Origin of the sequence: Plantactinospora sp. BB1 (genome assembly GCF_003030385.1) — a bacterium.
Classification (GTDB): domain Bacteria; phylum Actinomycetota; class Actinomycetes; order Mycobacteriales; family Micromonosporaceae; genus Plantactinospora.
The window spans coordinates 742,220-756,315 of record NZ_CP028159.1; the positions used below are offsets into that span (position 1 = coordinate 742,220).

General features: G+C 72.7%; 9 protein-coding genes. 5 read left to right on the plus strand and 4 right to left on the minus strand.

Features of this window, described 5'->3' with window-relative positions; translation table 11 throughout:
• Positions 1-19: 19 nt before the first annotated feature.
• The 3 genes from C6W10_RS03195 to C6W10_RS03205 form a co-directional block, all read right to left on the minus strand.
• Positions 20-2,557 (minus strand): nitrate- and nitrite sensing domain-containing protein, encoded by a 2,538-nt coding sequence (locus C6W10_RS03195; protein ID WP_107256369.1) that lies wholly within the window; start codon positions 2,555-2,557, stop codon positions 20-22.
• Between the two features lie 322 nt (positions 2,558-2,879).
• A complete protein-coding gene (locus C6W10_RS03200; RefSeq protein WP_159079216.1) occupies positions 2,880-3,503 on the minus strand; it encodes a helix-turn-helix transcriptional regulator in 624 nt (207 codons plus the stop codon).
• Between the two features lie 539 nt (positions 3,504-4,042).
• Complete coding sequence (locus C6W10_RS03205) at positions 4,043-5,335, minus strand: cytochrome P450 (RefSeq protein WP_159079217.1); 1,293 nt, start codon at positions 5,333-5,335, stop codon at positions 4,043-4,045.
• Between the two features lie 685 nt (positions 5,336-6,020).
• On the opposite strand from C6W10_RS03205, the gene C6W10_RS03210 reads away from it, so the two are divergent.
• The 4 genes from C6W10_RS03210 to C6W10_RS39435 all read left to right on the plus strand — a co-directional run bounded on the left by C6W10_RS03210 (position 6,021) and on the right by C6W10_RS39435 (position 12,478).
• Complete coding sequence (locus C6W10_RS03210) at positions 6,021-8,102, plus strand: M14 family zinc carboxypeptidase (RefSeq protein ID WP_107256375.1); 2,082 nt, start codon at positions 6,021-6,023, stop codon at positions 8,100-8,102.
• An 88-nt stretch (positions 8,103-8,190) separates the two neighbouring features.
• Entirely contained in the window at positions 8,191-9,246 is a 1,056-nt protein-coding gene (locus C6W10_RS03215) for a zinc-dependent alcohol dehydrogenase family protein (protein ID WP_107256377.1), read from the plus strand.
• Positions 9,247-9,316: 70 nt separating this feature from the next.
• Positions 9,317-10,975, plus strand: a complete 1,659-nt coding sequence (locus C6W10_RS03220; protein ID WP_107256379.1) for an FAD-dependent oxidoreductase — start codon at positions 9,317-9,319, stop codon at positions 10,973-10,975.
• 48 nt (positions 10,976-11,023) lie between these two features.
• A complete protein-coding gene (locus tag C6W10_RS39435; protein WP_107256381.1) occupies positions 11,024-12,478 on the plus strand; it encodes an ATP-binding protein in 1,455 nt (484 codons plus the stop codon).
• 61 nt (positions 12,479-12,539) lie between these two features.
• Here C6W10_RS39435 and C6W10_RS03230 read toward each other — a convergent pair whose 3' ends face one another.
• A complete protein-coding gene (locus C6W10_RS03230; RefSeq protein WP_107256383.1) occupies positions 12,540-13,121 on the minus strand; it encodes a sigma-70 family RNA polymerase sigma factor in 582 nt (193 codons plus the stop codon).
• 175 nt (positions 13,122-13,296) lie between these two features.
• Between C6W10_RS03230 and C6W10_RS03235 the strand changes: the two genes are divergently transcribed.
• A complete protein-coding gene (locus C6W10_RS03235; protein WP_107256385.1) occupies positions 13,297-14,058 on the plus strand; it encodes a zf-HC2 domain-containing protein in 762 nt (253 codons plus the stop codon).
• Positions 14,059-14,096: the final 38 nt, after the last annotated feature.

The following is a 14,096-nucleotide window of genomic DNA, read 5'->3' on the forward strand; positions in this document are numbered from 1 at the left end:
CAGCCGAGATCTCGTTGGTTCACGTAGTACTCCCTGTCGCGTCGCTTGTCGCCGAGGCGTTCACCAGCTTGGGACGGCGGGCGGCCACGCCCCGGGCGTAGGCGGCCATCGCGTTGGCCACCTCGGCCGGGTCGCGGTGCTCCGAGACCGGCTGCTGTTCCGGTGGCGGGGCGACGCCGCCCGGCACGAGGTGCCGCTGCGGCTGACGGATCGGGAGCCCGGACGGAGTGGTCCCGGAGATGTCCGGGTTGACCAACCCGGTGGCCGCCCGCCACCCGTCGTCACCCCGGGTCTGCCAGCCCGTCGCGGCGTAGCCGCCGTTGGATCCGTCGGTCCCGTTGGACGCACCGACCGGCGGGCCGGCCGGAACGGGACTGCTCGGCACCGGGGTACCCGCGCCGTTGCCGGTGGCGGCCCCGGCCGGCGGGCTCGACCGGTCGGTACGGAACCAGTTGTTGACCTGCTCGAAGATGACGAGTTCCTGGGTCGGGTCGTCACCCCGGTCCGTCCGCTGGGCCGCCGGCCGGAAGACCGACGTGGCCGGCAGGGCCCGCTCCGCGACCGGTCGCCGGGCCGGATCGTTCGGGCCGACCGTGGACGAGGCGGCCGGCACGGCGGTGCCCCGCACCCGGCCCTCCGGCATCGTCGAGAGCCGGCCGGGCGCCAGCAACTGGGTCTCCGGCGGTACCGGCCGGATCAGCGTCGCCGGCAGTGAGATCTCGGCGATGGTGCCGAGCTTGGGGCCGGGCCGCAGTTCGACCGTCACCCCCAGCCGGCCGGCGAGTTGGCCGACCACGACCAGACCCATCGCCCGGACCGCCGCCACGTCGGTGGCCGGTGGCCGGGCCAGCAGGTCGTTGAGCTGTGCCAGCCGTTGCAGCGAGAGCCCCACACCCTCGTCGCTGACCTGCACGATGACCCGGTCGCCGAGGCTGCGCGCGGTCACCCACGCCTCGGTCTCCGGCGGCGAGTACGTGGTCGCGTTGTCCATCAGCTCGGCGAGCAGGTGCACCACCTCGTCGACCTTGTCGGCCGCGACCGCCACGTCCGGGTCGACGACGCCGATCCGGACCCGGGTGTAGTGCTCGATCTGGGACAGCGCCGCCTGGACGACCTTCTGCATCGGTACGTCCTCGTGGCGTACCCGCCCGACGCCCACACCGCCGAGCACCAGGAGGCTGGCGTTGATCCGTCCCATCCGGGTCGCCAGGCTGTCCAGGGTGTAGAGCTGCTGCAACCGCTCCGGGTCGGTCTCGTCCTGCTCGACCTTGTCCACCTGGGCGAGTACCGCGTCCACCAGGCGCTGCTCGCGGCGGCTGAGGTGGACGAAGATGTCGGCGGTGTTGGCCCGCATGACCGCCTGCTCGGCGGCGGTCCGGACGGCGGCCTGGTGCACGGCGGTGAACGCCTGGCCCACCTCGCCGATTTCGTCCCCGCTGACGGCCTCCAGTGTGGAGGCGGACGCCCGGGCCAGGGCCTCCGGGTGGATGCCGGCACTGTCGAGGCTGCGCAGTTCGGCGACCATCGCCGGCAGCTCGGTGTACGCGACGGAGTGCGCCGCGTCCCGCAGCCGCCGCAGCCGTCGGGTGATCTGCCGGGCGACCGCCCAGGTGACCAGTACGGTCAGCAGCAGCGCGACCGCCATCGCGGCGCCCTCGGCGACGGCGCGCCAGCGTTGCTCGACGCGGGCCGCGTCCACATCGGCCAGTACGGCGGCGTCGACCCGCTGCTGCACCTCGAAGAGCCGGGCTGCCCAGCCCTGGGTGGCCCCGATCCAGGCGTTGGTGCCGACCTCCAGCGGGGCGCCGATCTCGGCCCGGGAGACCTGGTCCTGGAGGCGTTGCAGGGTGAGCGCCTCCTTGCCACTGCCGGCCTGTTCCCACCAGACCTGCCACTGGCCCGGGGCGAGGCCGAGGAAGGCCAGGCTGGATTCGGTGAAGCCGGTCCGGGCGGCGGTGATGTCCTGCTGCATCGCCGGGGTGAGCTGGCCGGCGGCGATGGCCCGCAGCACGGCCACCTGTTGCTGGCCGAGCGCCTCCGCGGTCTTCGACAGCGCGGCGGCGGCCCGGATTCCGTCCGCGACCTCGGCGGAGACGACGCCCTGGGCGATCGACTCCCGGTAGGCGAGCAGGTCGGCGATGATGATCCGGTAGCTGAACGTGGTGGCGGAGACGGCCGCGTGCGCGGCGGTACGCACCTGGGTACGCAGCGGCGGCAGGTCGGCCAGCGCGTTGTCGATCCGGGCCAGCACGACGCCCGGTCCGGTGGCCGGCTCGGGGGCGAGCGCGCGTTGGCGCTGGTAGCGCGCGACGATCTCGTCGGTGTCGGCGGCCTGCCGGGCGTAGGTGTCCTGCTGGCGGGGCGTGGCGGCGGTGAGCAGGTCGGCCGCGGCCGCCCGTTCCCGCTGGAGTTGATAGGCCAGCCGACCGGCCTCGGCGCCGAGTTGGGCCAGTACGCCGAGGTCGCTGGCCTGGTTGGCCTGCCGGGCGCTGTCTGCCAGCGCGAGTCCGGCGAACCCGACGACCGCCACCAACGGCGCGGCCACGATGATGCGCATCCGAGAGGCGATCTTCCAGCCGCGTCGGGGTACGGGCTGGGGTCGGGCCGCGTGGGATCGGGTGGTCGAGGCCAAGACTGACTCCCACGGCTCGTCATCGAGGAGATCTGCATCTTGCAGTTAGCAAGTCCCATTGCGCCGGACCGGCGAGGCGGACAACAGGGTTAACCGTGGTACAAACAGCTCGTACCACTATCTGTACCCGCCGATGAACAGGCAGTTACCTATGCAGGCAGCGGTACCCGCCGGGCCCCGCCGGAACCCCCGCCGACCGCTGCCGCCGCTGTGCCGTGACTCAGCGAACCCCCGGGTCGGGAGGGGTTCAGTGCCGGCGGCGCAGCGCGCCGACCCGACCGCGCCGGTGTGACTCGACGAAGGGCCGGCGGGGCTCGCCGGCCGCCGGCCGCCGCGACTCGGCCGCCGGCTGCCGGGACGCCTCCGCCGACGGCGGCTCCGCCGAGGGGCCGGCGTCGTCGCCGTGCAGCCGGTGCACCTGCGCCGCGAGGCGGTCCGCCTCCTCGGAGAGCCGGTCCGCCTCCACCGGCGGCCGCTCGGAGCCGGCCGGGAAGTGCACCCGCAACATCTGGTCGATCAGGTCCCGCAGCTCGTCGATCGCGTCCACCACGGACTGTCGCTCCCCGACGGCGGTCACGGGATCGGCTCCGGTCCCGTCCGGACCGCCGGCCGCGCCACCGCGCGGCCCGCGCCGCCCGTCCGCGGCGATCTGTTCGACCGCCACCCGGGGCCAGAGCGCGGTGAGCAGACCCCCGGTCCCGAGTACGTCGTCACAGCGCACGGCCAGCTCCTGGCTGCCGTACCGGCGACCCGCCTCGACCGCCGCCACCGTCTCCCGGCTGAACCGCACGCGGTCGGCGAGGGCGCGCTGGGTCAACCCCTTGCGGGTACGCCAGCGGCGCAGTTCGCGCTGGAACTGTCGGGTGGCCATCGATTCCGCGGTACCTGACGACGCAGCGTCCATTTGCTCACCTTCGTTGGTCAGCGATCCGATCAGTCGCACCAGGTCATGAGACGCCGGGACAGATCATGACCCGGCATTTGCCGGGGCCAATTCTTACCGTCGCAGCGACGGGTGTGAAGGCTTACGCGCCACCTATCGTTGACGGTAAGTGAAAAACCTCGCACGCCGATCTACTTGACGGTACGAAAATGATCTCGGAAGGAACCCGGGCCCGCCGGTTGCCCGGATTCACCCCTTCCGCCGCGAACGGCGAATGGCGACACTCGGCATTGATCGGTCGGCGATCGGAGACGTCGGCGGCCCGTCGACATGACGACGTCGATCGATCCCTCGCCGTTCATTGACGGACCGTGATCCGGGCGGGCGGGCCTCGACCCGACGGCCGGACGCACCGCTGCACGCCGGGCCGGACGCACCGCTCCACGCGAGCCGGAGCCGCCGTCGGGCGCCGGCCGGGATCGGCCCGGCCGGTCAGTGGCGGAATCGGCCGGTCGGCACGGGATCGGCTAGGCGGCGTAGCCGGCGAAGGTCTCCGGCGGATCCTCGGTCCGTTCGCCGGGCGCACCGGCGATATCGACGACCGCGGGCAGCATCCGGTGTGCACGGAACGCGACATTGGGCTTGTAGCTACTCACGTGACCCGGCACCAGACGCAGCCCGGGAATTGCCTCCGCGAGCCGCACGAGTGCGATCCGGGCCTCCAGACGGGCGAGTGCCGCCCCGATGCAGAAATGCGGACCGTAACCGAAGGAGAGATGATCCTTGACGTCGTCCCGGTCCGGATCGAACCGATCCGGACCGGTGAACGTCGCCGGGTCACGGTTCGCGGCGCCGACGAGGAGCAGGCACCGTTGCCCGGCGGGGATGGTGACGCCGCCGATGGTGACCGGTCGCAGGGTGACCCGCAGCCAGCCGTCGATGGCCGGACCGAACCGGAGCGCCTCCTCCAGGAAGGCCGGCACGGAGGCCGGGTCGTCGGCGATGCGCTGCCAGCGGCCGGGCGTCGACAGTGCCTGTTCCAGGCCGTGCGCGAGGAGTCCGGCGGTGGTCTCGTGGCCGGCGACCAGAAGGTTGAAGGCCATGCTGGCGACCTCGGCCACGGTGAGGATCTCGTCGTCGCCGTCGCGGTAGCGCAGCGCCCGGGAGACGAAGTCGTCGCCGTCCAGGTCGCCCCGGGCCCGCTGGTCGACCAGGTCCTGGCAGTAGTGCCAGAAGTCGAGCAGCGCCTGGGCCAGGCGTACCTGCTCGGCGGGGTCGGGCTGACCCCAGACGAGGGCGATCTGTCCGTCGGCCCACTGCCGGATCCGGGCGGTGTCCCGGTCGGGCACGCCGAGGATGTCCAGCACCACCAGCAGGGGCAGCAGGGCGGTGAACTCTCCGACCAGGTCGACCACCTCGCCCCGGCGGGCGGCGACGGCCTCGACGAGTTCGTCGACCCGGCGCCGCACGATCGGCCCGTACTGGGCGGCGACCCGGGGACCGGTGTTGGCGAAGGTGGCCCGCAACGCCCGCCGGGTGCGGGTGTGCACCGGAGAGTCGGCCGCGGCCGTGGTCGGCGGCGCGTCGAGCCGCATCACGATCGCCAGCGCCTCGGGACACATCTCGTACACCGGAGCCAGGGTGAGCGCGTTGCCGAAACTGTCCGCGTCGCCGAACGCCTGCCGGACGTGCTCGTGCCGGCTGAGCACCCACATGCCGAGATCCTCGGCGTAGTGCACGCTCTCGGGACGGTCCAGCAGATCCCGCCACACCGTGGCCGGGTCGGTCAGATAGCTACCAGCGAACGGGCTGAGTTCCATGGCCGCCTCCTGGCCCACGCTCGGCGCGCTGTCGTAGGGATCCGATGGCGATCCGATGGCAATAGTGCACCCATCGGGAATCAGTTGCCCCGAAACTTCCGACGACATCTGGGAATCTCACGATGCGCTGTGGCAGACGGTAAGTCAAGGTATTCGTTTGTGCCATTGTATTGGCGCCGCCCCGGCGCACCGGGGCGGCCCGGCGGAGGGCGCGCCGGCCCGGGGAGTGCAAGTTGCCCCCTGCACCTTGCCGGCTGGTCACACCGGCTGGTCGGACGTCACCCGCAGTCACCGGATCCCGGGCGAGCCGGGTCGCGAGACCCTCTCGGGACCGCCGGCCCTCCGGCCGGCACACCGTCCTGAAAGGACCGGATAATTGTGGCGCAAACAGTGCAGGCTGAGCGTTGGTTTGGGTAGATCGACGCCAATACCAATCAGCTCCGGAGGCGCACCCGTGACGTTCTGCGGAAACGCGTGGGTTCCCAAGTGGTCACCGGACGGTCGCCGGCCCTCCCGGGACCATCGGGGCGGGCCGGGGCCTTGACATAAGTCGATCAAGGGACTGGTCTGTAACCACTCACCTCGACAACCCGTCAGGAGGTCCACGTTGGCCAGACAATGGTGGACGGCCACCGCCGCCACGCTGGTCCTGACCGCAGCGGCGCTCGGCAACCCGGGAGCGAGCATGGCCGCGCCCGACTCCGCGCCACCCGCCGCGAGCAGCCCGATCACCCTCGCCGCCGACGAGACCGCCCTGGTCCGCGTCCAGCTCCGCGACGAGGCACAGTTCCGGCAACTCCTCGCCGAGGGTGCCGACATCGCCAACCGGCCCCGGCAACGCGACGGTCAACTCCTCGCCGACCTGGTGCTCACCGGCCGGCAACTCACGGCGCTCACCTCGGCCGGCGCCGTCGCCCGGCAGGTGGTGCAGCGCGACGGCGACGCCGCCCGGCACTACACCGAGAGCATCCAGGCGGCACAGGCGCGCAGCGCCGCCGGACGTGGCGCCCCGGCGGACCGGCGGGGAGTCGCCGTCGCCGCCGTCGACACCCTGCACTTCCTCCAGGCGTACTGGTGGACCAGTGGGGGGCGGACCTTCGTGCAGACCCAGGTGGCGACCACCGCCGCCGAGGACCCCGACGTGGAGATCACCGTCAACTGGCGTACCGCCGACGGCACCACCGGCAGCTTCCCGCTGGTCCGCTTCGCCGACGCCGGCGAATACCAGTACCACTACGCGCAGCCGCAACGGATTCCGGCCCGCCCGACCCAGGTCACCGCGACCTCCAGTCTCGGCGGGACCGCCCGGCCGACCACGCCGGCCAGGTGGCCGAACGCGACCCCGCCGGCCCTGCCCGAGGGCTACCAGTCCGACTTCATCGACGCGTACGTCACGCCGGTGGACGTACAGGCCCGGATCAAGCGGCTGGCCCGGCAGTACCGGAACCTGGTCGACGTCATCGACCTGCCGAACAAGACCCAGGGCTACCGGCGTACCGCCGCCGGCTACCTCGGCGACCCGGCCGCCGCCGCGATCGTGGTCGAGTCGGTGAAGTTCGGCGACCAGAAGATGAACGGCGTGCAGGTCCGTACCGTCGACCCCGGCCGGGCGAACCGCCCATTGTCGGCTACTTACCGTGACCGGGTGCTTACCATCTCGTTGGCCACCGACGCCGCCGGTAAGACGATCAGCAGCACCGACCAGGTGGCGGCGTTCGTCTCCGCCCGGTACCCGCAGCACTTCTCGGCCTTCGTGGAGAACGGCTCCGCCGGGCTGCCGATGCCGGTCGCCGGCCCGGTACGCCTGGACGACGGCCTGGCCGGCGCCGAGGTGCCGAAGAAGCCGTGGACGGTACAGGCGCTGCGGATTGGCGTACACCGGGACGGCTCCCGGATCGGGGTGCTGGCGTACTCCCAGGAGCACGCCCGGGAGTGGGCGACCCCGCTGGTCACCCTGGAGTTCGCCGAGCGGCTGCTGGCCAACGCCAACACCGACCCGGCGACCCGGGAGCTGCTGGAGGCGGTCGACGTCTTCGTGATCCCGACGGTCAACCCGGACGGCGCGAACTACTCGTTCCACGACGCCAACTTCCAGCGCAAGAACCTGGTCAACCACTGCACCGGGGCACAGCGGGACCCGGCCAACCGGGACTCCTGGGGCGTGGACGTCAACCGGAACTACACGGTCGGCTCGCTCTTCGACGGCTACGCCGGGGCCAGCACCAACTGCCTCTCCGGCTCGTACGCCGGCACCGGCGAACTCTCCGAGCCGGAGAGCCGCAACGTGATCGACCTGGCCAAGGCGCACCCGAACATAAAGTTCGCGATGAACGTGCACAGCTACGGCGGGTACTTCATGTGGCCGCCGGGGGCGTACCAGGCCGAGGGGCGGATCCCGCTGCCCCGCCCGTCGATAGACGAGTCGAAGATGTTCCTGGACAGCGCCCGGCGGATCGTCTCGGCGATCGCCAGCGTGCGGGAGACCGTCACCTGGCCGTCCCAGACCGGTCCGGTCGCCGACGTGCTCTATTCGGCGGCCGGCAACTCCGCCGACCAGCTCTACTACGAGCTGGGCATCTTCGCCTGGGACTTCGAGGTCGGCAACGACATCTGGAACGAGGCGACCGGCGAGTGGGAGGCGGTCGGCTTCCAGCCGCCGTTCGCCGAGGCGCACGCCGAGTCGCAGGAGTACGCCAGCGGCCTGGTCGAGCTGCTCCGGGTGGCCCGGGACTACGCCGCCCAGCAGGAGGAGCAGGACCGCTCCTGACCGATCGAGCCGGGCCCCCTCTCCGTCGCCACCACGACGGCAGGGGGCCCGGCCCGGTCCGGGGTCGACCCGTGTGAGGATGATCCACATGCGGGCGGTGGTGTTCGAGGAGTTCGGCGGGCGACCGGAGCTGCGTACCGTGCCGGACCCGGTGCCGAGCCCGGACGGCGTGGTCGTCCAGGTCGGCGCGACCGGGCTGTGCCGCAGCGACTGGCACGGCTGGCGGGGACACGACCCGGACATCCGGCTGCCGCACGTGCCGGGGCACGAGTTCGCCGGTGTGGTGGCGGCGGTCGGTCCGGCGGTCCGCGGCTGGCGGCCCGGTGACCGGGTCACCGCCCCGTTCGTCTGCGCCTGCGGCACCTGCCCGGCCTGCCTCGCCGGGGACCAGCAGGTCTGCGAGCGGCAGACCCAGCCCGGCTTCACCCACTGGGGCTCGTACGCCGAACTGGTCGCGGTCGAGCACGCCGACGTCAACCTGGTCCGGCTCCCCGACGAGCTGGGCTTCGCCGGTGCCGCCGCGCTCGGCTGCCGGTTCGGCACCGCGTTCCGGGCGGTGGTCGCGCAGGGCCGGGTGACCGCCGGGGAGTGGGTGGCGGTGCACGGCTGTGGCGGGGTGGGACTCTCCGCGGTGATGATCGCGGTGGCCTGCGGCGCCCGGGTGGTGGCGGTCGACGTCAGCCCGGCCGCGCTGGAGCTGGCCCGCCGCTTCGGCGCCGCCGCCTGCCTGGACGCCGGCACGCTCTCCGGCCCGCAGGCGGTGGCCGAGGCGATCCGCGAACTGACCGGCGGCGGCGCCCACCTCTCGCTGGACGCGCTGGGCAGCGCGCCGACCTGTGCCGGGTCGATCGAGAGCCTGCGGCGGCGGGGCCGGCACGTGCAGGTCGGGCTGCTGCCGGCCGCGCACGGGCACCCGGCGGTGCCGATGGACCGGGTCATCGCGTACGAGTTGGAGCTGCGCGGCAGCCACGGGATGGCCGCGCACGCGTACCCGGAACTGCTGGCCCTGGTCGGCGCCGGGGTGCTCCGACCGGCGGAGCTGGTGACCGAGACGATCGGGCTGGCCGAGGCCCCGGCGGCGCTGGCGACGCTGGACCGGCCGCCGGTCGGCGGCATCCGGCTGATCCGGCCGGACCGGGGCTGACCGCCGGACGCTACCGGCGGGTCGGTATCGGCGTTCGTCAAGGCCCTCTCCGGATGCTTTCATTGGTGCCATGGCGAACCCGGTGATCTTGACGGTCGACGACGACCCGGCGGTGTCGCGCGCGGTGGCCCGGGACGTGCGGCGACGCTACGGCGACCGGTACCGGGTGGTCCGCGCCTCCTCCGGCGAGGAGGCGCTGACCGCGCTGCGGGAGATCAAGCTCCGGGGTGACCAGGTGGCGGTGCTGCTCGCCGACTACCGGATGCCGCAGATGAACGGCATCGAGTTCCTCGAAGCCGCGATGGACCTCTTCCCGACCGCCCGCCGGGTGCTGCTGACCGCCTACGCGGACACCAACGCGGCGATCGACGCGATCAACGTCGTCGACCTGGACCACTACCTGCTCAAGCCCTGGCATCCGCCGGAGGAGAAGCTCTATCCGGTGCTGGACAGCCTGCTGGACGCCTGGGCGGCGACCCCGGAGGCCGCCCCGGACGAGGTACGCGTGATCGGCCACCGCTGGTCCGCGCCGTCGTTCGAGATCCGCGACTTCCTCGCCCGCAACCTGGTGCCGTACCGCTGGCTGCTCGCCGACGAGCCGGAGGGCGGGCGGCTGCTGGCCGCCGCCGGAGCCGACCCGGCCGACGTGCCGGTGGTGATCACCGCGGACGGCACCGCGCTGGTGAAGCCGACCGAGGCCGAACTGGCGGACCGGTGCGGGCTCTCCACCACCCCGGCCGCCGACTTCTACGACCTGGTGGTGGTCGGCGCCGGCCCGGCCGGCCTCGGCGCCGCCGTCTACGGCGCCTCCGAGGGGCTGCGCACGGTACTCGTCGAGCGGCAGGCGACCGGCGGCCAGGCCGGACAGAGCAGCCGGATCGAGAACTACCTCGGCTTCCCCGACGGGGTCTCCGGGTCGCAGCTCGCCGACCGGGCCCGCCGACAGGCGCTGAAGTTCGGCGCCGAGCTGCTGACCGCCCGGGACGTCGTCGGGCTGGAGGCGGCCGGCGCGACCCGGCTGCTCCGGTTCAGCGACGGCTCGTCCATCGCCGCGCACACCGTGGTACTGGCCACCGGGGTCTCCTACCGGCAGCTCACCGCGCCCGGACTGGCCGACCTGACCGGCCGGGGCGTCTTCTACGGCTCGGCGTCGACGGAGGCGCCGAACTGCGCCGGCCAGGACGTCTACATCGTCGGCGGGGCGAACTCGGCCGGGCAGGCGGCGGTCTATTTCGCCCGGCACGCCCGCCGGGTGCACCTGCTGGTACGCGGCCCGGACCTGCGCCGCTCGATGTCGCACTACCTGATCGAGCAGGTCGAACGGATCGACAACATCGAGGTGCACCCGCACTCCGAGGTGGTCGGCGGCGAGGGCACCGACCACCTGGAGCAGCTCGTCATCTGCGACAACCGGGTCGGGCAGCGGCGTACCGTGAAGGCCTCCTGGCTCTTCGTCTTCATCGGCGCCGAGCCGCGCACCGACTGGCTGGCCGACGTGGTGGCCCGGGACGCCCGGGGCTACGTGCTGACCGGGCTGGACCTGAGCAGCGACGGCCGGCGGCCGGCCGGCTGGTCGCTCCCCCGCGATCCGTACCCGCTGGAGTCGAGCCTGCCCGGGGTCTTCGCGGCCGGGGACGTCCGGGCCGACTCGATCAAGCGGGTCGCCTCGGCCGTCGGCGAGGGTGCCATGGTGGTCTCACTGGCCCACCAGTACCTGGCGGCGCAGTGAAGCTCCTTCGGGTTGGAGACGTTCCACGAACACGGATCGGGTGACGAGATGACCGGATCGGACGAGCGGCTGCCGATCGAGGAACTGCGTACGCTGTTCCTGTTCGAGTCGCTGGACGAGGAGAAGCTCGACTACATCCACCAGCACGGCCGGGTGCAGCGACTGCCGGCCGGATCCGACGTCTTCGTCGAGGGCGCCGAGGCGAACTGCTTCTTCGTGCTGCTCGACGGCACCGTCTCGCTGATCCGGCTGGTGCAGGGCGACCGGGTCGAGATCACCCGCAGCGACCAGCGCGGCGCGTACGGCGGGGCGACCCAGTCCTACCTGAACGAGCAGCGGGTGCAGACGTACCAGAACGGGATGCGGGCGATCACCGACGTGACGCTCTTCGTACTGCCGGCCGAGGTGATCAGCACCGCGATGCGCCGCTGGTTCCCGATGGCGATGCACCTGCTGGACGGCCTCTTCCTCGGCATGCGGACCACCCAGACCGTGGTCGGCGAACGGGAGCGGCTGCTGGCCCTCGGCTCGCTCTCGGCCGGGCTGACCCACGAGCTGAACAACCCGGCCGCCGCCGCCGTCCGGGCCACCTCGGTGCTCCGGGACCGGGTCGCCGGGATGCGGCACAAGCTGGCGATGATCGCCGACGGCCGGCTGGACGGGGAACGGCTGCAACGCCTGGTCGAACTCCAGGAGGCCGCGGTGAAGCAGGCCGCCACGGCACCGACGCTCTCCCCGCTCCAGACCAGCGACGCCGAGGACGCCCTGGCCGACTGGCTGGACGCGCACGAGGTCACCGGCGGCTGGGACCTCGCCCCGACGCTGACCGCCGGTGGCATCGACGTGGCCTGGCTGGAGCAGGTCGGCACGGCGGTACGCCCCGACGACCTGGAGCCGGCGATCCGGTGGCTGACCTACACCGTCGAGACCGAACTGCTGCTCGGCGAGATAGACGACGCGCTGAGCCGGATCACCGGGCTGGTCGGCGCGGCGAAGCAGTACTCGCAACTGGACCGGGCACCGCACCGGACGGTGGACGTGCACGACCTGCTCGACGCCACGCTGGCGATGTTCAACGCCAAGATCAAGGCTGGTGTCCAGGTCGTCCGCGAGTACGACCGCAGCCTGCCGGCGATCCCGGTCTACGCCGCCGAACTGAACCAGGTCTGGACCAACCTGGTCGACAACGCGCTCTACGCGATCGGCGAGCAGGGCGTGCTGACCGTACGCACCGGGCGGGACGACGACTCGATCGTGGTGGAGATCGTCGACACCGGGCCGGGCATTCCGGCCGACGTCCGGTCCCGGATCTTCGAGCCGTTCTTCACCACCAAGCCGATCGGCGACGGGACCGGGCTGGGGCTGGACATCTCGTACCGGATCGTGGTCAACAAGCACCACGGGGACATCCGGGTCGACTCCGAGCCGGGGCGTACCACCTTCCGGGTCTGCCTGCCGATCTCCGGACCCGAGCCGGGCGCGGTCGAGGCCGCCCTCTCCTGACCCGCCGCCCTCTCCTGACCCGCCGCCCTCTCCTGATCCGCCGCGCTGCCGGTCGGAGCGGTCAGCTCGTCGAGCGGAGCCGGCGGCCGGTGCCCTCCGTCCGCATCGCCGCGACCAGGTCCTCGCGGGCCCGGGCGACCCGGGACCGGATGGTGCCGATCGGGCAGTCACAGACCTCGGCCGCCTCGGCGTAGCTCAGCCCGGCCACCTGGGTGGCGACGAACGCCTCCCGGCGGTCCGCCGGCAGGTCCGCGAGGAGCCGGTCGAGTTCCACGGCGCCCTCGAAGCCGGTGCTCCCCCGGGCCAGTTCGGCGTCGGCGGCGAGTTGCCAGTCCGGCAGCGACGCCACGCGGGGTCGTCGCATGGCCGTCCGGACATGGTCGACGCAGGCCCGCCGGGCGATCGAGAGCAGCCACGTCTTCGCGGAGGACCTGGCCGCGAAGCGGGGCAGCGCGCGCATCGCCCGCAGGTAGGTCTCCTGGGCGAGATCCTCCGCCTCACCGGCACCGACCAGGTGGGAGACGAACCGCTGCACGTCGTGCTGGGTCGCCCGGATGAAGGCCGCTGCCGCCGAGCGGTCGCCGGCCTTGGCGGCCAGCGCCAGGCTGGTGATCTCGTCGCTCTCGACGCCGGGGGGAGGCATGCCCCAAAGCTACCCGTACCGGTGCTTGGTTCGAATACCCCCGGTGGGCATCCGATCGCTGCCCGGGGCGATCATGAGGTCCCGGCGGCCCCTCATCCGCCGGTCACGGCAGGGCCGGTGCCGGAATGCTTACCCCCGAGGGAACCGACGGCCGGTCAGGTCCGACTATGAATGTGTGCGGTGCGAAGAGTATCGAGAAGCCCTGTCGGCCCGGCTGGACGGCGAGGAGCACCCGGCCGAGCGGGCCGGGGTGGACCGCCACCTCGCCGCCTGCCCCGAGTGCCGGAGCTGGCTGGAGAGCGCGACGGCGCTGAACAGGCTGGCCAGGACCAGCCTGGTGCCGCCGCCGATGGAGATCGACGAGAGCATTCTGGCCGCCGCTCCCGGGCCGAGCCGGTTCGCCCGGCTGGCCGGTACGCTCCGGATCGCGCTCGGGGTGGTGGGCGTCGCCCAGTTCCTGCTCGGCGCGGCCCAGATCGCCGGCATCGGCTCGGCGGCGCACCCGCACGGCCTCCAGGTCGTGTTCGGCGGCGGCCCCGACCACCTGTGGCACGAATCGGCCGCCTGGAACGTCGCGCTCGGGGCCGGATTCGCCTGGATCGCGCTGCGGCGTACCCGGCCGGTGGGTCTGGTACCCACGCTGACCGCGTTCGTCGCCGTGCTGACCCTGCTCTCGGTCAACGACGCGATCGCCGGCCGGGTCGAGCCCAGCCGGATCCTCAGTCACGGCCTGATCCTGGCCGGCTATCTGATCATTCTCGGTCTCTCCCGCCCGACGATCGAGTCGGGTGAGCCGCCGACCCGGCACGAGCGACGCCCCGGGCCGGGCTGGCGGGCGAGGTTCGAGGAGGAGCCGGCACCCGCGCCGCCGCGCCTGCGGCTGGTCCGGACCCAACCCGGCACGGCCCAGGCGCGGACCCATCACCGGGCTGCCTGAGCCCTCCCGACCGTCCCGCCCCGTCGACCGGCCGGCTG

Coding starts and splice junctions, on each gene's coding strand:
- C6W10_RS03195 (WP_107256369.1), bottom strand. CDS start 2,557: ATGCGCATCATCGTGGCCGCGCCGTTGGTGGCGGTCGTCGGGTTCGCC.
- C6W10_RS03200 (WP_159079216.1), bottom strand. CDS start 3,503: ATGGCCACCCGACAGTTCCAGCGCGAACTGCGCCGCTGGCGTACCCGC.
- C6W10_RS03205 (WP_159079217.1), bottom strand. CDS start 5,335: ATGGAACTCAGCCCGTTCGCTGGTAGCTATCTGACCGACCCGGCCACG.
- C6W10_RS03210 (WP_107256375.1), top strand. CDS start 6,021: ATGGCCGCGCCCGACTCCGCGCCACCCGCCGCGAGCAGCCCGATCACC.
- C6W10_RS03215 (WP_107256377.1), top strand. CDS start 8,191: ATGCGGGCGGTGGTGTTCGAGGAGTTCGGCGGGCGACCGGAGCTGCGT.
- C6W10_RS03220 (WP_107256379.1), top strand. CDS start 9,317: ATGGCGAACCCGGTGATCTTGACGGTCGACGACGACCCGGCGGTGTCG.
- C6W10_RS39435 (WP_107256381.1), top strand. CDS start 11,024: ATGACCGGATCGGACGAGCGGCTGCCGATCGAGGAACTGCGTACGCTG.
- C6W10_RS03230 (WP_107256383.1), bottom strand. CDS start 13,121: ATGCCTCCCCCCGGCGTCGAGAGCGACGAGATCACCAGCCTGGCGCTG.